Source organism: Cupriavidus sp. SHE (genome assembly GCF_000812445.1).
GTDB classification, from domain to species: domain Bacteria; phylum Pseudomonadota; class Gammaproteobacteria; order Burkholderiales; family Burkholderiaceae; genus Cupriavidus; species Cupriavidus metallidurans.
Map to the genome: position 1 here is coordinate 25,287 of NZ_JWMB01000017.1, position 24,169 is coordinate 49,455.

Annotated in this window: 20 protein-coding genes; 12 read left to right on the forward strand and 8 right to left on the reverse strand. The window is 64.9% G+C overall.

Going from position 1 to position 24,169, the window contains the following annotated elements; genetic code table 11:
• The first annotated feature begins 128 nt into the window (after positions 1–128).
• From RN01_RS08305 to RN01_RS08335, 7 genes are all read left to right on the forward strand, one after another.
• Positions 129–1,607, forward strand: a complete 1,479-nt coding sequence (locus RN01_RS08305; RefSeq protein WP_024569983.1) for a coniferyl aldehyde dehydrogenase — start codon at positions 129–131, stop codon at positions 1,605–1,607.
• A 25-nt stretch (positions 1,608–1,632) separates the two neighbouring features.
• A complete protein-coding gene (locus RN01_RS08310) occupies positions 1,633–3,237 on the forward strand; it encodes a GMC family oxidoreductase (protein WP_024569982.1) in 1,605 nt (534 codons plus the stop codon).
• A gap of 72 nt (positions 3,238–3,309) precedes the next feature.
• Complete coding sequence (locus RN01_RS08315; RefSeq protein WP_024569981.1) at positions 3,310–5,298, forward strand: alkyl/aryl-sulfatase; 1,989 nt, start codon at positions 3,310–3,312, stop codon at positions 5,296–5,298.
• A gap of 462 nt (positions 5,299–5,760) precedes the next feature.
• Positions 5,761–7,485 carry an arylsulfatase gene (locus tag RN01_RS08320; protein ID WP_017510916.1) on the forward strand — a complete coding sequence of 575 codons (1,725 nt, stop codon included), beginning with the start codon at positions 5,761–5,763 and terminating at the stop codon, positions 7,483–7,485.
• Between the two features lie 155 nt (positions 7,486–7,640).
• Complete coding sequence (locus RN01_RS08325; RefSeq protein WP_017510917.1) at positions 7,641–8,549, forward strand: LysR substrate-binding domain-containing protein; 909 nt, start codon at positions 7,641–7,643, stop codon at positions 8,547–8,549.
• Positions 8,550–8,702: 153 nt separating this feature from the next.
• Positions 8,703–10,007 (forward strand): MFS transporter, encoded by a 1,305-nt coding sequence (locus tag RN01_RS08330; protein ID WP_017510918.1) that lies wholly within the window; start codon positions 8,703–8,705, stop codon positions 10,005–10,007.
• 53 nt (positions 10,008–10,060) lie between these two features.
• The gene (locus tag RN01_RS08335; RefSeq protein WP_024569979.1) at positions 10,061–11,242 is read left to right on the forward strand and encodes a M20 aminoacylase family protein; all 1,182 of its coding nucleotides are present in this window, start codon (positions 10,061–10,063) and stop codon (positions 11,240–11,242) included.
• On the opposite strand, the gene RN01_RS08340 is transcribed toward RN01_RS08335, so the two are convergent.
• From RN01_RS08340 to RN01_RS08355, 4 genes are read right to left on the reverse strand one after another with little or no spacing between them, the layout of a single operon-like run.
• Complete coding sequence (locus RN01_RS08340; RefSeq protein WP_017510920.1) at positions 11,232–12,107, reverse strand: zinc/iron-chelating domain-containing protein; 876 nt, start codon at positions 12,105–12,107, stop codon at positions 11,232–11,234. The two genes, RN01_RS08335 and RN01_RS08340, sit on opposite strands and share 11 nt — an antisense overlap.
• Positions 12,101–12,916, reverse strand: a complete 816-nt coding sequence (locus tag RN01_RS08345; RefSeq protein ID WP_017510921.1) for a MetQ/NlpA family ABC transporter substrate-binding protein — start codon at positions 12,914–12,916, stop codon at positions 12,101–12,103. The genes RN01_RS08340 and RN01_RS08345 overlap by 7 nt, the downstream gene beginning before the upstream one ends.
• Positions 12,909–13,967 (reverse strand): formylglycine-generating enzyme family protein, encoded by a 1,059-nt coding sequence (locus RN01_RS08350; protein WP_017510922.1) that lies wholly within the window; start codon positions 13,965–13,967, stop codon positions 12,909–12,911. The genes RN01_RS08345 and RN01_RS08350 overlap by 8 nt, the downstream gene beginning before the upstream one ends.
• A gap of 19 nt (positions 13,968–13,986) precedes the next feature.
• The gene (locus tag RN01_RS08355) at positions 13,987–15,969 is read right to left on the reverse strand and encodes an arylsulfatase (protein ID WP_024569978.1); all 1,983 of its coding nucleotides are present in this window, start codon (positions 15,967–15,969) and stop codon (positions 13,987–13,989) included.
• Between the two features lie 374 nt (positions 15,970–16,343).
• Here RN01_RS08355 and RN01_RS08360 point away from each other — a divergent pair, with 374 nt between their 5' ends.
• The 4 genes from RN01_RS08360 to RN01_RS08375 all read left to right on the forward strand — a co-directional run bounded on the left by RN01_RS08360 (position 16,344) and on the right by RN01_RS08375 (position 19,876).
• Entirely contained in the window at positions 16,344–17,255 is a 912-nt protein-coding gene (locus tag RN01_RS08360; protein ID WP_017510924.1) for a LysR substrate-binding domain-containing protein, read from the forward strand.
• 348 nt (positions 17,256–17,603) lie between these two features.
• A complete protein-coding gene (locus tag RN01_RS08365) occupies positions 17,604–18,758 on the forward strand; it encodes an acyl-CoA dehydrogenase family protein (protein WP_008641310.1) in 1,155 nt (384 codons plus the stop codon).
• A 508-nt stretch (positions 18,759–19,266) separates the two neighbouring features.
• Positions 19,267–19,518 (forward strand): hypothetical protein, encoded by a 252-nt coding sequence (locus RN01_RS08370; RefSeq protein ID WP_024569977.1) that lies wholly within the window; start codon positions 19,267–19,269, stop codon positions 19,516–19,518.
• A gap of 103 nt (positions 19,519–19,621) precedes the next feature.
• On the forward strand, positions 19,622–19,876 hold the full coding sequence (locus RN01_RS08375) for a hypothetical protein (protein WP_008641308.1): 255 nt from the start codon (positions 19,622–19,624) through the stop codon (positions 19,874–19,876).
• Between the two features lie 69 nt (positions 19,877–19,945).
• Here the strand turns inward: RN01_RS08375 and RN01_RS08380 are convergent, their stop codons facing one another.
• Both RN01_RS08380 and RN01_RS08385 read right to left on the reverse strand, forming a co-directional pair.
• Positions 19,946–20,320 carry a hypothetical protein gene (locus RN01_RS08380; RefSeq protein ID WP_011519835.1) on the reverse strand — a complete coding sequence of 125 codons (375 nt, stop codon included), beginning with the start codon at positions 20,318–20,320 and terminating at the stop codon, positions 19,946–19,948.
• Positions 20,321–20,421: 101 nt separating this feature from the next.
• Positions 20,422–20,709: a hypothetical protein gene (locus RN01_RS08385; RefSeq protein ID WP_017510926.1), complete on the reverse strand. Its 288-nt coding sequence runs from the start codon at positions 20,707–20,709 to the stop codon at positions 20,422–20,424.
• 293 nt (positions 20,710–21,002) lie between these two features.
• Here RN01_RS08385 and RN01_RS08390 point away from each other — a divergent pair, with 293 nt between their 5' ends.
• Positions 21,003–21,902 carry a lysophospholipid acyltransferase family protein gene (locus RN01_RS08390; protein ID WP_024569976.1) on the forward strand — a complete coding sequence of 300 codons (900 nt, stop codon included), beginning with the start codon at positions 21,003–21,005 and terminating at the stop codon, positions 21,900–21,902.
• A gap of 75 nt (positions 21,903–21,977) precedes the next feature.
• Here RN01_RS08390 and RN01_RS08395 read toward each other — a convergent pair whose 3' ends face one another.
• Entirely contained in the window at positions 21,978–22,793 is an 816-nt protein-coding gene (locus RN01_RS08395; RefSeq protein ID WP_017510927.1) for a crotonase/enoyl-CoA hydratase family protein, read from the reverse strand.
• A 165-nt stretch (positions 22,794–22,958) separates the two neighbouring features.
• Positions 22,959–24,137 (reverse strand): acetyl-CoA C-acetyltransferase, encoded by a 1,179-nt coding sequence (locus RN01_RS08400; protein WP_017510928.1) that lies wholly within the window; start codon positions 24,135–24,137, stop codon positions 22,959–22,961.
• Positions 24,138–24,169 lie beyond the last annotated feature (32 nt).

Below are 24,169 nucleotides of genomic sequence, written 5' to 3' on the forward strand. Positions count from 1 at the left end.
TAGCAGCGGCGTCATATCGGTCCTCCGGACTTGCCCTAGGTTTCCCCTTCCTGGCTTGACACCGATCTGCCCCAACTCCGACACTTCAAATTGTACTGACTGTTCAGTTTATTTTTAAGGGGTTTCTAGTGCCCGATACTCCACAAACAGCAAGAGAATCCACGCGTGACGGGATGGAGCGTCTGTTCCAGGCGCAGCGGTCAGCCTTTGCCGCCGCGCCCTACCCGGCGCTGGCCGACAGAAAGCAGGGCCTGCGGCGCCTGCGCGATGCAGTTCGCAAGCACGCCGGCAGCCTGGCGCACGCGGCGGACCGCGACTTCGGCGGACGCGCCCATGCCGAGACGATGATGGTCGACGTGCTGCCGTCCGTGCTGCACATCAACCACCTGCTTGGCGGGCTTGGCCGGTGGATGCGACCGTCGCGCAGGAGTGTCGAACTGCTGTTCCTCGGGAACAGCGCCAAGGTGGTGTATCAGCCGAAGGGCGTGGTTGGCATCGTGGTGCCCTGGAACTTCCCCGTCTATCTGGCGCTCGGGCCACTGGCCACCGCGCTGGCGGCAGGCAACCGATGCCTGATCAAGACCTCGGAGTTCGCGCCCCGGACCTCTGCCGCGCTACGCGCCTTGCTTGCCGAGGCATTCACCGAGGACGAAGTCGCCATCGTCGAGGGCGACGCCGACGTGGCACGCCAGTTCACCGGCCTGCCGTTCGATCATCTGGTGTTCACGGGCTCCCCCGAGGTCGGCCGCCACGTAATGCGTGCCGCCGCCGAACACCTGACGCCCGTCACGCTCGAACTCGGTGGCAAATCGCCTGCCATCGTGTCGTCCAGCGCGAACCTGGCAACCGCTGCACGGCGCATCGCCCACGGCAAGACGGTCAACGCCGGTCAGATCTGCGTGGCGCCGGACTACGCCCTGGTGCCAGAGGCGCTCGCCGGCCGTTTTGCCACGGAAGTGCTGAACGCATCCGCAGCGCTGTTCCCGGCGGATCGCGACGACTACGCAAGCATCATTCATGACCGCGCCCACCAGCGCATGAACGACCTGCTAGATGACGCGCGTGCCCAAGGTGCGCAGGTCATGCGCGCGGCCATGCCCGAGGATGGACGTCGCGTGCCGCTGCACGTGGTACTCGGCGTAACGCCCCGGATGCGCATCGCGCGCGAGGAAATCTTCGGCCCGATCCTGCCGGTCTTCACCTATCGCAAATTCGAGGACGTCGTGACGCATGTACGTGACGGCACGCGACCGCTCGCCATGTACTACTTCGGCGACGACAAGGCCGAATCGACCACGCTGCTGCAACGCACGCACGCGGGAGGCGTCACGCTGAACGACTGGGGCTGGCACGTGCTGAATCACGACCTGCCGTTCGGTGGCACCGGCACGTCCGGCATGGGCAACTATCACGGCGCCGAGGGCTTCCGCGAGCTATCGCACGCCAAGGCCGTGTTCTCCGAGCGGAAGTGGTTTCCGATCGAACTGTTTCACCCGCCCTACGGCACGTTCATCCAGCGCCTGACGCTGCGGATGTTCCTGGGTCGGCCCGCCGCAGCGCCCCCCGTGCAAACCGAAGCCTTGCCAGTGACGGCATCCCAAGACTAATTCCCAGGTTCCGAAGAACAACATCATGGATTTCGACTACGTCATCATTGGCGCGGGTTCGGCTGGCTGCGTGCTGGCCAACCGCCTGAGCGCCGACCCTTCCGTGCGCGTCTGCCTGGTCGAAGCCGGCCCGGTCGATCGCTCTCCGCTGATCCATACGCCGGCTGGCATCATCGGCATCCTGCCGACCCGACACGTCAACTGGGCATTCGAGACAGTTCCGCAGCCAGGGCTGAAGGGCCGTCTTGGCTACCAGCCGCGCGGCAAGACGCTTGGCGGCAGCAGCGCTATCAACGCGATGATCTACATCCGCGGCCACCGCACCGATTACGACGATTGGGCGGCGCTGGGCAATCCCGACTGGTCCTACGACGGTGTGCTGCCCTGGTTCCGGCGCTCCGAGGATTACTTCGGCGGCGCCGATACCTATCACGGCGCCGGCGGCGAGCTGACAGTGAGCGCGCTCGACGCCCATCCGGCCACGCACGCGTTTATCGAAGCCGGCCGCAAGAGCGGCCACGCCGTCAATGCGGATTTCAACGGCGCCGAGCAGGAAGGCGTTGGCCACTATCACGTGACCATTCGCAACGGCCGGCGCTGTAGCGCATCGGTGGCGTTCCTGCATCCCCTGCGCGACAAGCGCCCGAATCTCACGGTGCTAACGGGCGGCCATGCCACCCGACTGATCCTGCGCGGCAACACGGCCGAAGGCGTCACGGTCCTCGTGAAAGGCCGTGACGTGGAACTGCGCGCGCGCCGCGAGACCATCGTGGCGGCCGGCGCTTTCGGCACGCCCCAACTACTCCAGCTTTCCGGCATCGGCGACGAAGCAGACCTACGCCCCCACGGCATCGCCGTCCTGCACGCGCTGCCCGGCGTCGGCAAGGGGCTGATCGACCATCCCGACTACATCCTGCCCTTCAAGAGCCCCGATAAGTCGTTGATGGGCATGTCGCTGCAAGGCGTGGCGGCCATGACGAAAGCGTTCTTCGAGTACCGCAAGTCACACACGGGTCTGCTGGCCAGCAACTTCGGCGAGGCCGGCGCGTTCCTGCGCACCGATCCGACGCTGTCGCGCCCCGACGTGCAGTTGCACTGGGTCACCGGCATCGTGGACAACCACAACCGCACGCGCCACGCGGGCCACGGCATGAGCTGCCACGTCTGCGTGCTGCGTCCGAAGAGCCGCGGCACGGTCGGCCTGAACTCGGCCAATCCGCTGGCGCCGCCGCGTATCGACCCGAACTTCCTCAGCAACGACGACGACGTGACGACGCTGCTCAAGGGCTACAAGCTCTCGCGCGAGATCATGCACGCGCAGCCGCTGGCCCGCTACGCCGGGCGCGAGCTGTACGTGAAGGGCGTGAGCAGCGACGACCAGCTCGTCGACCTGCTGCGCCGCCGCACCGACAGCATCTACCACCCGGTGGGTACCTGCCGCATGGGTAGCGACGACATGGCCGTGGTCGACCAGCGCCTGCGCGTGCGCGGCATGGACCGCCTGCGCGTGGTCGACGCCTCGATCATGCCGACGCTGATCGGCGGCAACACGAATGCCCCATCGATCATGATCGGCGAGAAAGGGGCCGCGATGATCGCGGAAGACTGGCAGGGCCGCGCGGCCGCCTGATTGCGCATCGCAACGCCGCACCGCAACGCCAAATAACAAACCCGCAAAACAAGAGCCCGAGAAGGAAACTCCATGCAACGCAAGACCGCCGCGATTCATGCGGCCATTTCCCTGCTGGTAGGCAGCCTGTTCCCGATAAGCGCCATGGCCGCGCCCACCGAGACCATTGCCACCAACGACGCAACGGCCGCCACACGCGATGCCAATGCGGACGTACTGAAGCGCCTGCCTTTCGCCAACCGGCAGGACTTCGAGGATGCCCAACGCGGCTGGGTCGGGTCGCTCGACAGTGGCGAGATCCGCAATGCCGATGGTCGCGTGGTCTGGAACCTCGACGCCTATGCCTTCCTGCGTGACGATGCATCGCCCGCCTCGGTCAATCCGAGCCTCTGGCGCCAGGCGCAGCTCAACCTGAAGCACGGCCTGTTCAAGGTCACCGACCATATCTATCAAGTGCGTGGTTTCGACCTCTCGAACATGACCATCGTCGAGGGCGACAGCGGCCTTATCGTGATCGATCCGCTTCTGACCGCCGAAACCGCCCGCGCGGCGATCGACGTCTACTACAAGTACCGCCCGAAGAAGCCCATCGTCGCGGTGATCTACTCGCACAGCCATGTGGACCATTTCGGCGGCGTGAAGGGCGTGGTCAGCCAGGATGACGTCAAGTCTGGCAAGGTGAAGATCTACGCGCCCGAAGGCTTTATGGAAGAGGCCATCAGCGAGAACATCTTCGCCGGCAATGCCATGAGCCGCCGCGCGCAGTACATGTACGGCGCCCTGCTGCCAAAGGGCCCGCAGGGGCAGGTGGACGCCGGCCTCGGCAAGACCGTTTCGCTCGGCACGATCACGCTGATTCCGCCCACCGACCTGATCGGCAAGACCGGCGAAACCCGCACGATCGACGGCGTGCGGATCGAGTTCCAGATGGCTCCCGGCTCCGAGGCGCCGGCCGAGATGCTGATGTACTTCCCGCAGTGGCGGGCACTGTGCGCGGCGGAGGACGCCACGCATAACCTGCACAACCTCTACACCATCCGCGGCGCCCAGGTGCGCGACGCCAACCAGTGGTGGCGCGCGCTCGACGAAACCATCGACCGCTACGGCAACCGCACCGACGTCATCTTCGCGCAGCACCATTGGCCAAAGTGGGGCCAGCAGAACATTACCGGCTTCCTCTCGCGGCAGCGCGACGCCTACAAGTTCATCCACGACCAGACACTGCGCCTGGCCAACCAGGGCTACACAATGACCGAGGTAGGCGAGCGCGTGAAGCTGCCGCCGTCTCTGGCCAGCCAGTGGGACCTTCGCGACTACTACGGCACGGTGAATCACAACGCCAAGGCCGTCTACCAGCGGTACCTCGGCTGGTACAGCGGTGACCCGGCCGACCTGCACCCGCTGCCACCGGAGGAATCCGCGCAACGCTACGTGCAGTACATGGGGGGCGCCGACAAGATCCTCGCGCAGGCCAGCAAGTCGTACGCCCAGGGCGATTACCGCTGGGTGGCGCAGGTGGTCAAGCACGTGGTCTACGCCGATCCGTCGAACCAGGCGGCCCGCAAGCTCGAGGCCGACGCGCTTGAACAACTCGGCTACCAGACCGAGGCCGCAAGCTGGCGCAGTGCCTATCTGGTGGGCGCCTACGAACTGCGCAATGGGGTGCCCAAGCTGCAGAGCACCCAGACTGCCAGCCCGGACATGATCGGGGCCATGACCGACACGATGTTCCTGGACTTCCTGGCCGTGCGCCTCAATGGTGAGCGCGCCACCGGCCACGACCTGAAGTTCAACTGGGTGCAACCCGATACTGGCAAGCGTTATGCGCTGTCGGTGGAAAACGGCGTCTTCCTCTACAAGCCGGAGCGCCAGTTCGACGACGCCGGTGCCACGTTGACGATGCCGCGCAGCGCGCTGATCGGCTCGCTGCTGGGCCAGACCACGCTGCCCGCGGAACTCTCGGCCGGGCGCGCCAAGGTGGACGGTGATCCGGCTGTACTGAAGTCATGGATGGGAATGCTGGACAAGTTCGACCCGCAGTTCAATATCGTGACGCCCTGATGCCGTCTGGCATCTCCACCCGCTGAACCGCTGAGCCGCCATCCGGCCCTCCTCCAGGAGCCGGGTGGCGGCCCCCGCGCCCGGCACCCGCGCAGGTCGATGCGCCCCTGCTGTCATCACAGCGCGTGCAGAGCCGCCATCTAGTCAATTTGGCAAATTGCGCTGTTTATCTTTGACTAAATCAAATACTGCAATAAAAGGAATTGGCGCGCGAACCGTTTTCGCTCTCGCGTTTTCCCGCAGGCAGAACTCGTACGACGGCTATCCCCGGGGAAACCGACCCGCCATACCGCCCGCTTCGGACATCCCTGTCTGCGAAGTCAGTATCCGAGCGCTTCATAAACAATTCACTTCACACCTTCAATAAACTGAATTCCGTTGATCTCACTCAACAGCGATACTTCACGAGACTTATGCGCCATTGCAATTTGCACCGGAGGCACTTTCATGAGGCGAGCTGAAATGAGAAAGACAAGAATCGGGGGACTGGCAACGCTTGCCATTGCCGCTGCCGTACTGACATTAGCGGGCTGCGGCAAGCAGGAAGAGCCCAAGGCACCGGCAGCGCAAGCACCGGCCGCGCAATCTTCCGCCGAGGCGCCTGCAGCGCCGCAGGCCGCCCGCGAGAATCCCCCTGTCGCCGCGAATGCGCCGGAGTCGGCAGCTTCCGCGCCGGCACTGCCGCCAGTGGCCAATTCCGGCAAGAAGCCGAACATCCTGGTGATCTTCGGTGACGACATTGGCCAGACCAACATCAGCGCCTACAGCCATGGCGTGGTTGGCTACCGCACCCCGAACATCGATCGCATCGCCCGCGAGGGCATGATGATGACCGACTACTACGGCGAGAACAGCTGTACCGCTGGCCGTTCTACCTTTATCACTGGTGAAGTCGGCTTGCGTACCGGCCTGCTGAAGGTTGGCATCCCCGGCGCGACCGTTGGCCTGCAGGCGCAGAACGCGACCATTGCCGAAGCGCTGAAGCCGCTTGGCTATGCCACCGGTCAGTTCGGCAAAAACCACCTTGGCGATCGCAACGAATACCTGCCGACCGCGCACGGCTTCGACGAGTTCTACGGCAACCTGTATCACCTGAACGCCGAAGAGGAGCCGGAGCGTCCGTACTATCCGAAGAACGACGCGGCCTTCGTGAAGGCGAATTCCCCGCGTGGCGTGATCCACTCGTTCTCCGACGGCAAGGTGGAAGACACCGGCCCGCTGACGCGCAAGCGCATGGAGACCATCGACGATGAGACCACGGCCGCAGCCATCGGCTTTATGGAGAAGCAGGTCAAGGCGGACAAGCCGTTCTTCGTGTGGATGAACACCACCCGCATGCACTTGTTCACCCATGTACGCGAGTCGATGCGCGGCCAGAGCGGTATGCCGGGCAACGAGTACGCGGACGGCATGCTCGAGCATGACGCCGACGTGGGCAAGCTGCTCAAGACGCTCGACGACCTGAAGATCGCGGACAACACCATCGTTGTCTACACGACGGACAACGGCCCGAACCAGTTCAGCTGGCCGGATGCGGCAACCACGCCGTTCCGCAGCGAGAAAGACACCAACTGGGAAGGCGCGTTCCGCGTGCCGGCGCTGGTGAAGTGGCCAGGCCGCATCAAACCGGGCACGGTCTCCACAACGATGATGTCCGGCCTTGACTGGTTCCCCACGCTGCTTGCGGCCGCAGGCGATACCGACATCAAGGAACGACTGCTCAAGGGCACCAGCCTTGGTGGCAAATCGTTCAAGGTGCACCTGGACGGCTATAACTTCATGCCGTACCTGACCGGGCAGACCAATACCGGCCCGCGCCAGGACTTCTACTACTTCAACGATGACGGGCAACTGGTCGCCTATCGCTACAACGACTGGAAAATCGTCTTCTGTGAGCAGCGGCAGCCTGGCGGCTTCCAGGTGTGGTCCAACCCGTTCACCTGCTTGCGCGCGCCCAAGGCGTTCAACCTGCGCATGGACCCATACGAGCGCGCCGATACGGTATCCGATCAGTACTATGACTGGGCCACGAAGAACGCCTACCTGATGCAGTACGGCGTCTATCGCGTGATTCCGTTCCTTCAGACGTTCAAGGACTATCCGCCCAGCCAGCGTCCCGCGAGCTTCAGTATCGACCAGGCGGTCGAGCAACTGATGAAGACGCTGGACAAGACGCCAGCCAAGTAACACCGGATAGCGTCTGACACCACCGGCCGGCTTCCGCCTCGCGGAACGCCGGCCGGTGGCATTCTGGGCAGGCAGAAAACACGCAGGAAATCTCGTCGCGCCTAGAATGGCGGCTTTCCGCAAGCGGATTGCGGGTCGTTCCGGGGAGACCCCTCATGAAGCTCCATCAATTGCGCGCGTTGGCCGCCGTCTCCGAGACGGGCAGCATGCAAGAGGCATCCCGCCTGCTCCACGTCACCCAGCCAGCACTGAGCAAGGCCATCAAGGAACTGGAAGCCAGCGTGGGCGCCGCGCTGTTCGTGCGCACGAACAAGGGTGTGCAACTCACACCATACGGGCAACGACTGGTCGGCCATGCCCGCCTGATCAGCGAGAACGTCAGGCGCGCGCGCCAGGATCTCGAGGACATGAAAGGCACCGTGGTCAGCGAGATCACCGTCGCCGTCACGCCGGTCACCGCCCTGCTGCGCCCGGCGGGCGCCTGCATCACGGCGTTCCGGCGCGATTTCCCGAGCGCGCAGTTGCGCTTGCAGGAAATGCGGCCCGCGCAAATGCTCGAGCACCTGCGCGAAGGCACCATCGACTTCGCGCTGACCTCCCAGTCCCTGGCCACCGCGCATGGCCTCGACTGCGCCCAGGCTTGCCACGTGCCGACGCTGATTGCCGGCCGCAAGGATCATCCGTTGCGCAAGACGCGCTCGCTCGGCGCGTTGCTGGAGGCGGAGTGGCTCGTACTCGATCCGCTCTCCGATACCGGCACGCCGTTTCATCAGCTCTTCGCCATCAACGGCATGACGCTGCCGTCGCGCGTTGTCGAATGCACGTCGATGACCCTGGCGCTGGAGATGTGCCGGCAGAGCGACCTGCTGGTGCTGCTCTCCGAGGAATCCCGCCGCAGTCGCTATCTCGTCGACACCATGGACTTCATCGACGTCGACGAGACCATGCCGGACCGCACCATCGCGCTGGTATCGCGTGACCGCCACACCCTCACCTGGGCAGCGGCACGGCTGCACGATGCCCTGCTGGACGCCTTGCGCCAGGAGTTTCCCACGGCGGATTGACGCCAGCCCGTGATTACCAACGCTCATACCCATGAAAAAAAGCTGCGTGCGCCATGGGTGCCAGGCACCTAAGATCGTCCGGTCGAACAGAAACCCATAAGAACACGGGCAGCCATTCAGCGACTGCCCGGACGGACCACCACGAGGAGCCTCATGAACGAAGCCACCGTTTCGCTGGGCAGCGATGCCGCAGCCAGCGTTGTCGCGCCCGCTTCACGCACGCAGGGCCGCCGCGCCGTCATCGCGGCCGCCATCGGCAATGGCCTGGAGATCTACGATTTCACGGTCTACAGCTTCTTCGCCGCCACCATCGGCCGGCTGTTCTTTCCCGCCAGCAGTCCGCTCGCCTCGTTGCTGCTTTCCTTTGCGACGTTCGGTGCCGGCTTCGTGATGCGCCCGCTCGGCGCCGTGCTCATCGGCAACATGGCCGACCGGCGGGGCCGCAAGGCCGCGCTGACGCTGACGATCGGCCTGATGACCGCCGGCACGGCGCTGCTGGCCTTCACGCCGTCCTACGCCAGCATCGGCGTGACCGCCACTGCGCTGGTGGTGGTGGGCCGTCTGCTGCAGGGCCTGTCCGCTGGCGGCGAGGTTGGCGCCGCGTCGGCGCTGCTGATGGAGTCAACTGGCAAGCAACGGCGCTGCTTCGCGGTGAGCTGGCAAGGCGCAAGCCAGGGCGCTGCGGCATTGCTGGGGGCGCTGACCGGGGCCGCGGTCTCGGCGCTGCTGAGCCCCGAAGCACTCCAGTCATGGGGCTGGCGCGTGCCGTTCATGCTCGGCCTGCTGATCGCCCCGGTCGGCATCTACATCCGCCGGCATCTGGAAGAGACCCAAACCGAAAACACCGCCCACGCCGGCCTCATGACGGTGGTGCGCGAGCATCGCCGCACGCTGATTCTCGGCGTGCTGCTGATGACGAGCAGCACGTCGTCGATGTACATCATGGTGTTCTACATGCCGACCTATCTGGTCAACACCGTGCACATGCCGCCCGTCACCGCGTTCCTGGGCGCCTGCGTGGCAGGTCTGACGATGCTGGTCATGTCGCCGCTGTTCGGCTTGCTCGCGGACCGGCTGCCACGCCGCAAGCCGCTGCTGATTGCCAACAGCGTTGTCGCCATCAGCGTGATGGTGCCCAACTTCGCGCTGCTGTCTTCTGGCCCGGGGCTGCCGTTGACGCTGGCCTGCATCGCGTTATCGGTCACGTTGAGTTCCGTAGGCGGCGGCGCGGGATCGGCGCTGATGATGGAATCGCTGCCACGCCATCACCGCGCCACCGGTATGTCGATCATGTACAGCGTGGGCGTGACCGTTTTTGGCGGCTTCGCGCCGCTGGTGGTCACGTGGCTGATTGCCACCACAGGTAGCCGCATGGCGCCGGTCGGATACATGCTGTGCGCGTCGCTGATCAGCTTTACTGCGCTTCTGCTGTTCCCCAGCCATCCGGGCCGCGATTGAGCGCCGCCTTGAAGATGCCCACGATTGCCCCACAACGCTCAGCCCCATTCATCATGACGACCACACCCATTCCCGCCGCCATCTCGTCCGCAGCCAGCCGCTTTGCCGAGCTGCGCCATCGTATCCACGCGCACCCGGAGCTCGGGGCCGACGTGCCGCGCACCGCCGCCATGGTGGCCGGTCTACTGCGCGAATGGGGCTACGACGTCCATACCGGCATTGGCGGCCACGGCATCGTGGCCCAGCTCAAGGTCGGCAACGGCCCGCGCCGCATCGGCATCCGGGCCGACATGGATGCGCTCCCGCTGCAGGAACGCACCGGCTTGCCCTATGCCAGCGAAGTACCTGGCCGTATGCACGCCTGCGGGCATGACGGGCACACGGCCACGCTGCTGGCCGCTGCCGAGTATCTCGCGGCCACGCGCAACTTCGATGGCACGCTGAACCTGATCTTCCAGCCGGACGAGGAAGGCATGACCGGCGCCCTGTCGATGATGGAGGATGGTCTCTTCGAACGCTTTCCGTGCGACGCGATCTACGCGTTCCACAATGCGCCGGGCCTGCCGGTCGGCATGGCCGTGGTCCAGCCTGGCGCGCAGGGCGGATCGTCGGACCGCGTGACCGTGACCTTCCGCGGCAAGGGCGGGCATGGCGCGATTCCGAATCGTGCCGCCGACCCCACGCTGGCGTTGGCGCACACCGTGGTGGCCCTGCAAGGCATCATCGCGCGCAACGTGGCGCCGGTGGATGCGGGCGTGATCAGCGTGGGCCAGATCGAAGCGGGCACGACCTACAACATCATCCCGGAGACCGCCACGCTCAAGCTCAGTGTGCGTGCCACGTTGCCCGAGGTCCGCAAGCTGCTGGAGGAACGCATCCGTGCCGTGGTCACGCATCAGGCCGCGTCGGCCGGTGTCGAGGCCGAGATCGACTACCAGCATCTGGTGCCGGCCATCCGCAACACACCGGCAGAAGCGGCGATCGCACGCGAAGCCGTCGCCAGCGTGCTCGGCAATGACAAAGTCATCCAGGTCCCGCCCTCGACGCAGATGGGCAGCGAGGACTTTGCCTGGATGCTCGAGAAGGTGCCCGGCTGCTACTTCGTGCTTGGAAACGGCACGGGCGAGTGGGTAGGTTGCTCGGTGCACAACGACGGCTACGACTTCAACGATGCGCTAATTCCGCTCGGCGCGGCCTGCTGGGTGGCATTGGCAGAGGGCTATCTCAAGTTGTGATCGCCACAGCCTGCCCCTCTCGCAAGCTGACTGCGAGACGCAGCAACACCGCCTCGAAGCCGCGCAACATGGCGGTGACGGGGCGGTCGGCAGGATGTTTCCGTGCGATGGCCGCCGCGACATGGCGGCGAATCAGCGCGACCTGCGCGTCGATGAACGCCAGGCAGCGCAAACGATCCGGCTCGGAGCCCGCCGCGATCACGGCTAACACCGGTGCCAACGCCAGCGTGCGATACCCCTCCACGGGCAGGGCGGCGATGCCGCCGGGCGCGGCCAGCAGTTCCGGCAACAGGAGCCGGAACACTGCATTGCCCCACTCCGCCTTCTCCGCGGCTTCAGCGGCGCGCCGTTGCGCCAGCGCTTCCGCGTAAACCGGCGACGTGATGCGCCCATGCCGCACCAGCTCCTGATAGCCATCGCGCGTGCCTTCCGATATACAGTCCGCGCCGATATAGGCCGCACCGTTTCTCCGGCTGTCCAGCACGGCCGCCTGCAGCGCATCGGGTGTCCATGCATCGAGCGGCACCACGGCACACGTGGTTGGGCGCGCGGCGTGGATGGTGCAGAGATTGTCATCGCCAAGTGCCGGACAGTGGGCCAGCGATGGGTAGTCGACACCCTGAATCGCCAGCATGAGACCGTCGCCGCCGGGCAAGACATGCCCAAGCATGGCCGCCAGCGCACGGGCCTCCGGGTGCGACGGGCGCACCCGCCGCAACGACAGGCAGCCGATAAAACGGTCCTGATGACGGAATAACTCGGCCATCGTCAGCAGCGGCGACGAGTTGCAGCATTTGCCGCACGCGCTGCATTGGAATGAGAACGTCCGCGCGTGCGTCACGGCGATATCGGCCAGCTTCACCACGGACGACGCACCGAATCGTTGAAGCGCGCCAGGATAAACGTCTTGACGGGCTCCGAATGCAGGCCGCGCACAGTTGGCGTCAACCACGGCGCATCGCGGTCGCGCGCGCGGACGGCCAGCACATTCGCAAAGGGCACGCGTGCGTCCTCCATGCCGAGCGCGTCGCGCGCGGGCGCGAGACCAGCTGCCGATGCCGTGGCAAACGGAAGCGCCACAAGCGCGGCGTTGTCGAGCACGGCGGCAAGCCTCGCCTCCGCAACGGCACGCCAGCGCAGCCCTCGCCGGTTCTCCACGATATCGGTGGTGCGCGGGCTCAGTCCCGCATCGGACGATATCCGGATCAGGCCGTAGCCTTGCAACAGAAGCAGGGCACGCCCCTGCGCGGACGGCTCGGCAGGCAACGCGACAACGGATCGCGGCGGCAATCCGCGCAGATCGGATAGCGTGCGCGAGTACAGCCCCATCGGATAGGTGACGGTGTGGGCCACGGGCAGCAGGCCGCTGCCGGCCCGAGCCAGCGACGGCCCATCCTGTGCGATGTTTGCTTCGATCCGGCCCGCGGTCACCGCCGCATTGGCCTGCGCCACGCTGGCAAAACGCACGGTCTCCAGCCGCACGCCTTCGCGCAACGCCGCATCGCTGGCCGCGCCAACCAACTCGCTGTCTGGTTCCGCGACCACGCCGATACGCACCGTGTAGCGCGGCTGGACAGAACCGGATGCCGCCGTGGCAGATCCTGGCAATGGCAATGCCATCGCCAGCAGCGCCGTCAGCACGCCGCGCCGGTGGATGTGAATCTTCTCAGCCATCGCGCAGCACCGTCCGGAAGCCGATATGCGACGTCGGCAGGTCACTTTCGGCAGACTCCCGCGCCGAAGCACGGTAGCGCACGCAAAAGTCCGGCGCGCACAGGAATGATCCGCCCTTGATCACACTGCTCGCGGCCGGCTTGCGCGACCGTGACGCTGCCGCCACCACTGCCGTATCGCCGTTGGCGTGCGACTGACGCGGGCCGGTGTAGGCGTCGCCAGTCCACTCCCAGGCGTTGGCGATCATGTCGAACAAGCCGAGCGCATTGGCCGTGTAGCACCCCACGGGCGCGAGCCCCGCAAACCCATCGCGCGAGGTATTGAGCACCGGGAACACGCCCTGCCAGTAGTTGGCGGTGGGCGTTCCATCGGCCGTTTGCGGTGCCGTTTCCAGTCCGGCATCGCTACGTCCCGCCTTGGCCGCGAACTCCCATTCGTCCTCCGTGGGCAGGTCATGGCCGAGCCAGTTCGCATAGGCGCTGGCATCGGCCTGCGTGACGAGCGTCACCGGCTGGTTGTCACGTCGGTGATCGTAGCCATGCGGATTGGCAGCGTCCGGCCCTTCTGGATGCCGCCAGTTGGCGCCCGTCACCATCGTCCACCACGCGTAGGGCCGTTGCCCCAGTTCTGCGTCGGTCGGCTTGTGGAAGACCACCGCCGCGCCTTGGCGCTCGGCTTCGGTAACGTAACCGGTGGCCTGCACGAACGCTGCGAACTGGGCCACCGTCACCTCGGTACGGTCGATCCAGAAGCTGCCAACGCGCGTTTTTCCTGCTGGCCGCTCATCCGGATAGCCAAGCGTGGTGCCGGGCACGAACTCACCGCCCTTCACCCGGGCCATGCCAGCCGTCCGCGACTTGCCCCAGCCGGCCGGCAAACCCGAGTAGGCGGCACATCGCTGCACCGAGCCGAGCGTGGCGCCGTCAGGCATGGCGCCCCCCGGCACCGCATGCACGCCCAGCGACGCGATAGCACCCACCGCGAATGCCAGCCCAGCTACCGCCAGCGGCATGCGCCAGCGTCCCCTGTTTCGCAACACGTTCACGACCATGTCCACGGGTTCCGCAATGTCAGTAGATCATGCCCGGCACCTTGGGCAGCACCGCGCCCACGCGCGCGGCGTAGTCGTTCCACTTGGACTTCAGGTCGCTCAGCACATCTGGGCGCTGCGCTGCGAGGTTGTTCGTCTCGCCGCGATCGGCGCGAATGTCGTAGAGCGTCCATTCGCCGTCTGCCGGGCCGAACGGTGGCTCGATCCATACGGCCTTCCAGTTGTCGCTATAGACATAGGTGCGACCGTACAGCTCCTCGGAGAATGTGGTGCGCGACGGGTCGGTTGCATTGCCCTGCAGCGTCGGCAGCAACGACAGGCCGGTGATCGGATAGACATTGCGACCGTCGTACACGACCTTGCCTGCATTGCGGTCGATCCCCTTGCTGTCGTAGAGCGGCGCGGCCGGCTTGGTCGGCGCGCTGACACCGGCGAGGTCCAGGAACGTCGGCGCCAGGTCCACCACATGGGTGAAGCCCGTCACCCTGCTCTGCGGCTGCGCGGGTGCCTTGCCCGCCAGCTTGACGATGGTCGGCACGGAATGTCCGCCCTCTGACGGGAACGACTTCCACAGCTTGAATGGCGTGGCACTGACTTCCGCCCAGCGCTGGCCGTAGTCGATCGTGGCCGTGCCCTTGTAGGCCGGCGTGCCGAGCGTGGGGAACACGGCCGGGTCGGCGTTCTTCGTGTCGTAGTTCTGGTCGTACTTGCCGCTGAACTCGTAGTAGCTGGCTTCGGGGCCATTGTCGGACTGAAACACGATGACGGTGTTTTCGTACTCGCCGATGTCCTTGAGGTGCTGCACCAGCCGGCCAACGTTGTCGTCCAGGTTCTCCACCATGGCCGCGAAGATTTCCATGTGGCGGGCCTGCGCCTTCTTCTGGTCCGCGGTCAGGCTGTCCCACTTCTTGTTCGCGTTCATCACCCGGGTGTCCACACCGCCTTGCGCGACGCTGCGCGTGGCGCTGACGTACGACGCCTGAGGCGTGCCCCAGTTCGCCGTGGCCGGTGTGACGGCGAGTGTTTCATCACGACCCGGATTGGGCGTGAAGTCGGCCGGGATCAGGCCGAGCGCTTTCTGCCGGGCCAGCCGCGCGGCGCGTATCGGCTCGTAGCCCGCGTCATAGACACCCTTGTAGCGGTCGATATAGCCTGTCGGTGCCTGCAGCGGCGAGTGTGGCGCCTGGTAGGTCAGGTAGGCAAAGAACGGCTTGCCATCGGCGTTCTTGCCCGTGCTCGAGTCGATGTACTTGATGATCGTCGAGGTATAGAAGTCCGACGAGAAGAAGTTGGTCGTGTTGGGCGTGACGTAGTGATCGTCCTCCACGTAGGCGGTTGCGCCGTTACGGCCGAAGTGATCTCCGCCGCCGCCGAGCAGCGCGTAGCTCTTTTCGAAACCCCACGAGACCGGCGTCTGCCCCGGTGCCGATGTGCCAACCGCCGCGCCCTGGTTCGTCGCGTTGGGCAAGCCACTGCCAAGGTGCCACTTGCCGGCCATGTAGGTGTGATAGCCGCCGTCCTTCAGCAGTTGCGCGATCGAGAGCGCGCGATCGTTCAGGTAGCCCTCGTAGCCGGGAACGGGCTTGCCGTTCTCGTCCACGTAGTTGGGGTCGCTGTTCGCCATCGTGCCCTGTCCGACCAGATGATGGTCCGTGCCGGAGATGATCATTGAACGCGTCACCGCGCACACGGCGGCGGTGTGGTGATTGGTCAGGATGCGACCATCGCGCACCAGCGCGTCGATGTTGGGCGTGCGGATCTCGCTGCCGAACGCGCCCAGGTCCGAGTACCCGAGGTCATCGGCCATGATGAACAGGATGTTGGGCTTCTTCGCCACGACCTGCGGTGGGGTGGTGACCGGCGTGCCACTGTCCACGGCCAGCGTGCCGCTATCGGTGCCATCGCTCCCGCAACCTGCGGCCAGCGCCGCCGCGCCAAGGCAAAGGGTGGCCAGCGCGCGTCGCACCGGTTGTGGGAAGGCAGCCGCTTTCGTTCTTTTCATATGCGTCTCTCGCTTCAACGTCGGGGTTGAGAAAGAGAGCCATGCTATGAATCACATCGGTTTCACAGAACGAATGGTTTCGCATATGCATTGTCGAAGCGCGCGAATACACGGCCGGGAGCGGGGCCGGCGGCAGTATCAGCGCGGCTTGATAGCGCTTATGCTGATCGTGGATCCGGTGTGACGAAGGGGTGGCCATCGCTGGCAGACGCGTCGATTCCGCGCTTGACCGCCATGCTAAGATCTCCCCGGTCAGCCTCCACGGCTCGTCCCGCAGGGCGAATCGCAGCGCCCCTGAAACGTCCAGACGCACCTACAGCCGGACCATGCGTCGTCCGGCAAGCACACGAGAGACTGGGAATACCAGCGACGTGATGAAGATTCCTCCGCTCAACCCATTGAAGGTCTTCGAGGTCGTGGCCAGAGCCAAGAACCTCACGACCGCCGCCAACGAACTCCGGGTCAGTCAATCGGCAGTGAGCCGTCAGATCGCGGTGCTGGAGGAATACCTGGGCGTCCAGCTCTTCACCCGCGAACGCATCGGCGTAAAGCTGACCGAGGTTGGTGAAGCCTACGCGCGGCGCATCGGCCCGGCGTTCGAGGAAATCTCGGAGGCCACCAAGTTCGTCACCCAGAAATACTCCGACAACGTCATTCGCCTGCGCACCTACACCACGCTGACAGCGCGATGGCTGATTCCCAGGTTGCCGCATTTCAAGCTGCAGTACCCCGACGTCGAAGTGCTGATTACCAACAGCAACGCGCCGCTCGATTTCGGCACTGAGCAATGCGACCTGGCGATCGTCCTCGGTGATGGCAACTGGCCCGACGCCGAGGCAACGCTGCTGCTCGAGGATGTCATCGAACCCGTCTGCTCGCCCGCGTTCCTGGAAGCCTTCCATGGCAGCACGGAGCAGTTGCTGGAATCGCTGCAAAGCAAGCGCCTGCTGGTTTCCAAGTACCGCAAGAATGACTGGCCGACGTGGCTCGCGCACGTCGGCATGGGTCACGTGTTCGACAAGGCCGAGAAGATGGTCTTCAGCAGTTCCATCCTCACGTGGCAGGCGGCCACGGACAACCTTGGCATCGCAATCGGCCAGCAACACATGCTGGACCCCGACCTCAAGGCTGGACGGCTGGTCTGCCCGTTTGCAATGCCGCTGCGTACCGGGCGGGACCACTATATCGTGACGCCGTCGGTGCAGCGTTACTCGGGCAAGATCGCGGCCTTCAAGGAATGGCTGGTGCGTGAGGCCCGGGAAAGCAAGCCCATGACACCGGGCTGATGCTTTATGGCGCCAAGGCCGGCGGATTCGGCCTCTTACCCGCGCCGAATCATGCGATTCCCGACCGGGTAATCGTTCCTCTCCAGAAACTCGCCGCGCGCGAGGTATTTCTAGCCGGTCAGCCACAACGCGAAGAAATCGGCCGGGCCAGGCTTCGGCACGTTGGCCAGCATGGTCCTGTCCACCTGCGCCGCTTCGCGGTGTCATGCACCCCGCACGGAGACCTTCCCGGATGTGGGGCTGGTATGAGTATTTGTTCGGGCTACTGACGAAAGGCGAAGTTCTCAGGCTTCGGGGCCGCAGGCACCATTCCTGCGTCACACATCCCGAACAGACGCAGGAACACACATGGATTTCAAGCTCAGCGAGGAACATCAGGCTTTTGCGGACTCGGTTGCCCGTTTCGCGCAGGACAAACTCAAGGATGGCGCGCTGGCCCGGGCGCATTCGCCCCACTACCCGTGGGACACGGCGGCGCTGCTCGCCGAGCAGGGGCTGCTGGGCATCGCCTTCTCCGAAGACGATGGCGGCCAGGGCGGCACGCTGATGCACGCGGTGCTGGCGATCGAGCAAATCGCGCTGGTTTGCCCCAGGAGCGCCGACATCGTCCAGGCTGGCAACTTCGGCCCGATCCGGACGTTCGTGGAGTACGCATCGCCCGAACAGAAGGCGCGATACCTGCCAGATCTTCTGGCTGGCCGCAAGGTGGTCTCGCTGGGCATGAGCGAACCCGATGCCGGGTCCGCCGTAACCGAGTTGAAAACCAGCGCGCGGCTCGACGGCGACAGCTACGTCATCAACGGCAGCAAGGTTTTCTCCACGCACAGCCCCGACGCCGAGCTATTCCTGATCTATGTTCGCTTCGGCCCCGGCGTTGGTGGCATCGGCTCCGTGCTGGTCGAGCGCGGCACGCCCGGCTTCCAGGTCGGCGAGCCATCATCGTTCATGAACGGCGAGCAGTGGTCGCAGCTCTACTTCGATGATTGCCGTATCCCGGTGGAAAACGTGCTGCTCGGACCGGGCGGTTTCAAGAAACAGATCTCGGGGTTCAACGTCGAGCGTCTGGGCAACTCGTCACGCGCGCTGGCGCTGGGGCGCCACGCGTTCAACGTGGCCCGGGAACATGCCATGACCCGCAAGCAGTTTGGCCGGGAGCTCTGCGAATTCCAGGGCATTCAATGGAAGTTCGCGGATATGGCGATGAAGCTGGAGCAGGCGCAGATGATGCTGTACCGCGCCGCGCTCGAAGGCGAGCACGGACTGCCGAGCGCGCAAAGCACGGCCATGGCCAAGCTGGCCTGCAACATGGCTGGCTGGGAGGTTTCTAACGAAGCGCTGCAGGTGATGGGCGGCATGGGCTTCAGCCAGGAATCTCTCGTGGAGTACTGCGTGCGGCGGACGCGCGGCTGGATGATCGCCGGCGGCTCCATCGAAATCCTGAAGAACCGCATCGCTGAAGGCGTCTTCGGCAGGACGTTCTCGCAGCGCCCGACCAACGGCTGACACTCGGCTGACACTCGGCGCTTGGCAAGCGGGGCCGGGATGAATCCCGGCCTCCGTCATCCCCCCTTCCTGCGTGCCCTCTCCGCCACGCACGTGATCCTTGGCTCGCGCAACTGGCGCGCCCACCGGCAGCCAACCACCATTGGTGGTATCATCCACGCTCCCTGCCATACGCCGGCATTGCCCGGCGTCGAGGCTGCGGCCGCTAGACATCACATTCATAGAAGAACACCAGCGGCCTGTCGGGCGTACACCCGATTCATTCTGGGTGACAGACATCGCCCGCAACCTACCTGACCGGCGGCACGTCCGCTCCGCGATTGTCGCGCCTGTACTGGCGCCTCAGTCAGCGTAAGCACGGTCTACCTCACACCAGTTTTCCGCCTGCGCCTACGTGCGAAGCGGCACTGATTTATCCAATGGCTTTCGACAGCCGGCAAGCGCGCCGCACATGTGAAGTGGCGACAGAAGAAGCTTTCCGGGCCGAGCGCCACTGAACAGGACCAATTTGAATACGAGCACCACCCCATTTACCGTTTCCGTGTACCCGATCCAGCAAGAGCCGGGCGTATGGTTTGCCAACTACATGATCTCGGAGTACCGGAACGGCGCCGAGCGTGTCGTCGCCAACGTCTCCATGCGGCACGCCACGCATTGCTCGGAAGCCAAGGCCAAGCAGGCCGCCCGACAGGCGGGCAAGAGCGCCGCAGCCCGCATGCAACGTTCCGCGCAACGACGCACGCCATCGGGTCAGGCGTGACGCAAGGCCCACTCCGGGCACCTTCTCAACGGCGCAACGCCTGCCTTACGCAGGTACCCGTGCTGCCCACCATCCAATCCGCAAACAGGAGAGCAAGCAAGACATGCCTAACAACGAAGAATGGGAAGAACTCCACCTGACCCCGGCCGGATGGATTGCCGGCAGTTACCGGCACACGCCGTGGCAGCCGGTTGCCGTGACGCCACCGGATGCTGCCGTATTGACGGTACGCCGCCACGTGACCGCTACCTATGGCGGCCCATCGCGCGCTATCGAGGATCGCACGCCGCAAACGCAGGACATGGCACTGATCGAGTCATTGCTGACGCGTTACGGCAGCCCGGAATTCGGCATCTAAGCCAAGTGCGCCACAGGCGGTGGGACAATCCGCCGCCTGCGAATCACACACTCAAACTCACACTCGCACTCAGCCCAGCGGACGATGCCGTAGGCCGCCCGTGGGCGCGCCCGCCCCAACGGGCCTGAGTTCGCCGTCCCAAGGCTCGGCGCCCAGATCCAGCGCGGTGTCGCCTTCCTTGGTTTTCTCGTAGAGGTGGTCCCGGACTGCCTGCCCGATCGCCAGGCGGCATAGTGCCTCCGAGTTCGCTGCAATCTCGCCCTGAAGCGATCCCGCTCCGGTCACCACACCGAACGAACGCCTGCCATCACCGACAAAGCTGGTGAATCTGACGCCCGTGGGCTGGGCCGCATCCGCAAAGCTAACGGCCACGTGATAGGCAATTCCCTTGCCCTGGCCGGGTAACGTGCACAGAAAACTGGATGGCGCGGCGGTGTTCGTCATGCCTGAGATGTCCTCATGAGCTACGTTATCGTTCGTCTGAATACGACGGGAAGCTAGGACTATACCCGGGTCAGTTGTCAATGCCAGTGACAGTGAGGCAGTTACAGGGAAACAACGGACTGACCGGTCACTTCTCCGTTGATGATTTCCTCGGCATAGCGCAGCACGGCGCGCCGGGCGGCGCCCACGTTGTCCCAAGGCGTTGTGTCCAGGTGAAACCTGCGGGCCTGCGTGCTATCGGGATGCGCGCCCTCGCGGCAGATCACCACCGCCGCGTTGAAGGACCGGTCCGGCCTCGGCTCCCCCCAGGCACGCGCCCCGTCGGTATGTCTGTAGACTAGAGGGTAAATGTCATACCCTTTGTAAGTGGCAGTCGGGTAAGCATCCATAGCGTACTCCTAAGCTTTTGCGGTATTCATTGCTCACTCTACTCTTCTTGCGAGGCCAGGCGTGACCTAATTTCACCCTGCGCGGCATTTCGAAGCTGCTGACTTGACTTGCATCGGCCAGGTCCGATCGAGTCGCCCCAGGGATCCGTCCATAAGTCTTCGCGAAGAGCGGACCCTAACAATCCGGACAAGTATCTGCCCGATTCTTCGTGTAGAAGAAATTTGTCCCGCGACACCCAATACTCAACCTCCGAGGAGTGACAATGCACCGAAATCAACCTCCGCCGCGGAGGGTGCTGTCCACTCTCATCCGGCTGATTGCCGCCGTGCCGCTACCGATTGCGCACGCTACAGGCCGCGTTCTGGGGCGGCTCGTCTATGCCCTCCCGGGACGGTACCGACAGCACGTTCAGCAGAATACCGCCCAGGCTGGTTTTTCCGATCCGGCATTTGCCCGGCAGGCCGCAGGCGAGACCGGCGCCATGATGATCGAACTGGCACGCGTGTGGTATCGCGGCCCGGCGTGTCGCGATCAGGTGATTTGCGATGACTGGACAGTGATCGAGCAGACCCTGGCGGAAGGTCGCGGACTCATCATGCTGACACCGCACCTTGGATGCTTTGAACTGGCAGCCCGCTATGCCGCGGAGCGCATCGCGCTGACAGTCATGTTCCGACCACACCGCAAGCCGATATTGCGGGACCTGCTTGAATCGGTACGTGCCACCTCGAGTCTGAAGACAGTTCCCGCGACTTCCCAAGGCGTGCGCGCGTTCGTCCGCGCGCTGCGCCAGGGTGAAGCGATCGGGCTATTGCCCGATCAGGCGCCCAAGGGTGAAGGCGTGTGGGTACCGTTCTTTGGCCGCAAGGCCTATACGATAACGCTGCCAGGAAAACTCGCAGCGCAAACGGGGGCGCCGCTGATCGTTGCCGCGGGCGAACGCCTGCCCGGTGGGCGCGGCTGGCGCATGCACGTGAAGCGCCTGTCGGGACCATTGCCGCAGACCGCCGAGGCGCAGGCAGCATGGATCAACGCCGAACTGGAAGAAATGATCAGGCGCTTTCCGCTGCAGTACCTGTGGGGGTACAACCGCTTCAAGGTCCCGTCCGGCGCTCCGGCACCCGATTCAGCCGTCGTCCCGGAACACGACGCCTCCGTTATCCAGGGTCCGCCAGCACCTCTCGCCCCTTGATCCTGATGTATCGGGAGAGCGTCCGCGCTCGGCCTGCCACAGCGGTAGCGCGCCCCCGAGACAAGACTCAAGCCATCACGGCAGGAATCGCGGCGCCCGCTTCTCCATATTGGCGCGTACCGCCTCCGTCTGGTTGGGCGCGCCAATCAGCGCATCCTGTTCGACAGACTCGGCCTGGAGAATCGCCAGCGCGTCGCCATCCTCGGTGACGCGCATCAGGCGTTTGCCCGCACGGATCGCGTCCGGGCTCTTCATGGCGATCTCGCGTGCGACGGCCATTGCCGCGGCCCTTGGATCTTCACACACGCGCGTGGCCAGCCCCAGTTCCACGGCCTCGGTACCGCTGATGATGCGTCCTGTGTAAATCAGTTCGTTCAGCACATCTGGCCGCACGAGCCCGCGCGTCAGCAACATGCCGCCCATGTCCGGCACCAGACCCCACTTGATCTCCATGATCGAAAGCTTGGCATCGGCCGTCACGTAGCGCAGGTCCGCGCCCAGCGCCACCTGGAGCCCACCGCCAAAGGCAGCGCCATGCACCGCGGCGATCACTGGCACGGGCAGTTCGCGCCAGACCATGCAGGCGTATTGCGGGTGATTCGACATGCCATGCGTGCGCGGCGTCAGCCGGCCACGCTTGAGCGAGGGGTCGGTCCCTTCGCCCAGACTGGCCATGCGGCCCATGTCCAGACCCGCGCAGAATGCCTTGCCTTCACCGGAAAGCACGACAGCACGCAGACCTGGCATCTCGGCCAGTTGCCGGCCCGTGTCGACCAATGCGTCGAACATCGCCTGGTCCAGCGCGTTCATCTTGTCGGGGCGATTCAGGCGGACTTCGGCCACGCCTTCCTCGATGGTTACAACGATACGTTGGGAGTTGTCAGCAGTCATTCCAAGGGCTTCTCTTTGATACAGCATGTTGCAGCGGTCGCATCCCGGATTTCGGTCACTGGCTTCCAGGGCGCGCCGAACATGGCACCGCAGACCAAAAAAATCCCGTCGGACACGCTCCACGCGTGCACTCCGACGGGGCTTTGGAAAACGTGTGCCGCGCGGTCAGAGCCTTTCGACGATCGTGACGTTGGCCATGCCACCGCCCTCGCACATGGTCTGCAAGCCGTAGCGCTTGCCGCGCTGATGCAGCGCATGGACCAGCGTCGTCATCAGCTTGGTGCCTGAGCCACCCAGCGGATGGCCCAGTGCGATCGCGCCGCCGTTGACGTTCAGGCGATCCGCGTCGGCGCCCAGCGCCTGCAGCCAGGCCAGGGGGACCGGCGCGAACGCCTCGTTGACCTCGTAGAGATCGATATCGTCGATCCGCATGCCGGCCCGCTTCAGCGCGCGCTCGGTAGCGGGCAGCGGGGCCTCCAGCATGATCACCGGGTCATGTCCGAGCACGCTCATATGGTGGATGCGTGCCAGCGGCTTGACGCCCAGCATCTTCAACCCGCGTTCGTTGACGACCATGACGCCGCTCGCGCCGTCGCAGATCTGGCTGGCAGTGGCCGCCGTGACGCTACCGCCTTCGGCGATCAGCTTTACCGAGGCGATGCCCTCCAGCGTCGCGCCGAAACGAATACCTTCGTCGATGGTGTGGAACTCGCCGAGATCGCTGCCGTCATTCATGCGCGCGGCCAGCGGCAGGATCTCCTGCTCGAAGCGCCCTGCCTTCGTGGCCGCCGCGGCGAGCTGGTGGCTGCGCAGCGCATAGGCGTCGAGCGCGGCCTTGTCGAGCTTGTACTTCTTCGCGATCATCTCCGCGCCGGTGAACTGGCTGAACTCCACGCCCGGATAGCGCGCCTGCATTTGCGGGCTGACGTAGTGGCCCAGGCCGTTCTTTCGCGGCAGCGTGCTCGGGGTGCCCATCGGCACGCGGGACATGCTTTCCACGCCGGCGGCGATCACCACGTCCATGGTGCCCGACATCACGGCCTGCGCCGCGAAATGCAGCGCCTGTTGCGAAGATCCGCACTGGCGGTCGACCGAGGTAGCCGGCACCGATTCCGGCAGCTTCGATGCCAAGACCGCGCCACGCGCGATGTTTGAGGACTGCTCGCCCGCCTGGCCGACGCAGCCCATGATGACGTCCTCCACCATGCTCGGGTCGGCCCCGCTGCGCTCGACAAGCGCGTTGAGCACCTGCCCCGCGAGGTCCGCGGGATGCCAGCCGGACAGGCGGCCATTGCGACGGCCGCCGGCAGTGCGGACGGCGGAAACGATATAGGCTTCGGACATGGTGTCTCCAGTGATGAGATGACGGGCTGGCG

Bases quoted from the DNA above. Each gene is read 5' to 3' on its own strand.
- RN01_RS08365 (WP_008641310.1), top strand. From the start codon at position 17,604: ATGGATTTCAAGCTCAGCGAGGAACATCAGGCTTTTGCGGACTCGGTT.
- RN01_RS08330 (WP_017510918.1), top strand. From the start codon at position 8,703: ATGAACGAAGCCACCGTTTCGCTGGGCAGCGATGCCGCAGCCAGCGTT.
- RN01_RS08380 (WP_011519835.1), bottom strand. From the start codon at position 20,320: ATGACGAACACCGCCGCGCCATCCAGTTTTCTGTGCACGTTACCCGGC.
- RN01_RS08385 (WP_017510926.1), bottom strand. From the start codon at position 20,709: ATGGATGCTTACCCGACTGCCACTTACAAAGGGTATGACATTTACCCT.
- RN01_RS08345 (WP_017510921.1), bottom strand. From the start codon at position 12,916: ATGGCTGAGAAGATTCACATCCACCGGCGCGGCGTGCTGACGGCGCTG.
- RN01_RS08395 (WP_017510927.1), bottom strand. From the start codon at position 22,793: ATGACTGCTGACAACTCCCAACGTATCGTTGTAACCATCGAGGAAGGC.
- RN01_RS08360 (WP_017510924.1), top strand. From the start codon at position 16,344: ATGAAGATTCCTCCGCTCAACCCATTGAAGGTCTTCGAGGTCGTGGCC.
- RN01_RS08325 (WP_017510917.1), top strand. From the start codon at position 7,641: ATGAAGCTCCATCAATTGCGCGCGTTGGCCGCCGTCTCCGAGACGGGC.
- RN01_RS08315 (WP_024569981.1), top strand. From the start codon at position 3,310: ATGCAACGCAAGACCGCCGCGATTCATGCGGCCATTTCCCTGCTGGTA.
- RN01_RS08400 (WP_017510928.1), bottom strand. From the start codon at position 24,137: ATGTCCGAAGCCTATATCGTTTCCGCCGTCCGCACTGCCGGCGGCCGT.
- RN01_RS08310 (WP_024569982.1), top strand. From the start codon at position 1,633: ATGGATTTCGACTACGTCATCATTGGCGCGGGTTCGGCTGGCTGCGTG.
- RN01_RS08320 (WP_017510916.1), top strand. From the start codon at position 5,761: ATGAGAAAGACAAGAATCGGGGGACTGGCAACGCTTGCCATTGCCGCT.
- RN01_RS08375 (WP_008641308.1), top strand. From the start codon at position 19,622: ATGCCTAACAACGAAGAATGGGAAGAACTCCACCTGACCCCGGCCGGA.
- RN01_RS08350 (WP_017510922.1), bottom strand. From the start codon at position 13,967: ATGGTCGTGAACGTGTTGCGAAACAGGGGACGCTGGCGCATGCCGCTG.
- RN01_RS08335 (WP_024569979.1), top strand. From the start codon at position 10,061: ATGACGACCACACCCATTCCCGCCGCCATCTCGTCCGCAGCCAGCCGC.
- RN01_RS08355 (WP_024569978.1), bottom strand. From the start codon at position 15,969: ATGAAAAGAACGAAAGCGGCTGCCTTCCCACAACCGGTGCGACGCGCG.